This window comes from Xanthomonas pisi DSM 18956 (assembly GCF_001010415.1).
GTDB classification, from domain to species: domain Bacteria; phylum Pseudomonadota; class Gammaproteobacteria; order Xanthomonadales; family Xanthomonadaceae; genus Xanthomonas; species Xanthomonas pisi.
Map to the genome: position 1 here is coordinate 1 of NZ_JPLE01000071.1, position 1238 is coordinate 1238.

General features: G+C 68.7%; 1 protein-coding gene. It reads left to right on the top strand.

Going from position 1 to position 1238, the window contains the following annotated elements; genetic code table 11:
* Window positions 1-1238: hemagglutinin repeat-containing protein (locus Y887_RS15000; RefSeq protein WP_046965109.1), on the top strand; the 1238-nt coding region annotated here is incomplete at both ends.

The window sequence follows — 1238 nt, forward strand, 5'->3', positions numbered from 1 at the left end:
ATGGGCTATTCCGCCGATGCGCTGCAAAAGCGCCTGGGCGATGGCTTTTACGAGCAAAAACTGGTGCGCGAGCAGATCGGCCAGCTCACCGGCCGGCGTTTTCTCGAGGGCTACCAGAGCGACGAAACCCAGTACCAGGCATTGCTGGATGCCGGCGCCACCATCGGCAAGGCCTGGAATCTACGCCCGGGCGTGGCGCTGACCGAGGCGCAAATGGCCCAGCTCACCAGCGACATCGTCTGGCTGGTGGAGCAGACCGTCACCCTGCCCGATGGCACCACCACCACCGCGCTGGTGCCGCAGGTATACCTGCGGTTGCGCCCCGGCGACCTCGATGCCGGCGGCGCGCTGCTGGCCGGTGCCAACGTCGACATCACGCTGGCCGGTGGCCTGAAGAACACCGGCACCATCGCCGGACGCCAGCTGGTGTCCATCGACGCCGGCCGCATCGAACACCTGGGCGGCAGCATCAGCGGCAACCAGGTGGGGCTGCGCTCGGCCAGCGACATCCGCATCGAAGGCGCCAGCGTCACCGCCGTCGACGCGCTGAGCGTGCAGGCCGTCGGCGACATCACCGTTGCCTCCACCGTGGAAACACTCAGCGGCGGCGGCTACCACCAATACAGCACCACCCAGCTCGAGCGTGTCGCCGGCCTGTATGTCACCGGCACCAACGGCAACGGCGTGTTGTCGGTGGTGGCGGGCGGGGACGTCAACCTGCAGGCCGCGCAGATTCGCAACGCCGGCACCGACGGCGTCACCCAACTGGTGGCAGGCAAAAACCTCAACCTCAGCACGCAGACGCTCTCCCGCAGCACCGACACCACCGCCAACGACCGCAACTTCCAGCGCAGCAGCGAGACCACCCACCTCGGCACCACCGTGCAGGGCGCGGGCAGCGTGGTGCTGGCAGCCGGCAACGACCTCACTCTGACCGCCGCGCAGGTCGGCGCAGGCAAAACCCTGGCCCTGCAAGCCGGGCGCGACATCAACAGCCAGGCTGCGGTGGACAGCAGCTCGCACGACCGCAGCACGGTCACCAAGAGCAACTCGCTGGCCACCGCGAGCTACGACGAAAGCGTGCGCGGCACCCAGCTCGGCGCCGGCGACGACATCGTGATGCAGGCCGGCCGCGACCTCACCCTGGCCTCCACCGCAGCGGCCAGCCAGAGCGGCGGCATCGCCCTGGCCGCCGGCAACGACATCAAGCTGCTGGCTACGCAGGAGCAGCATGATGC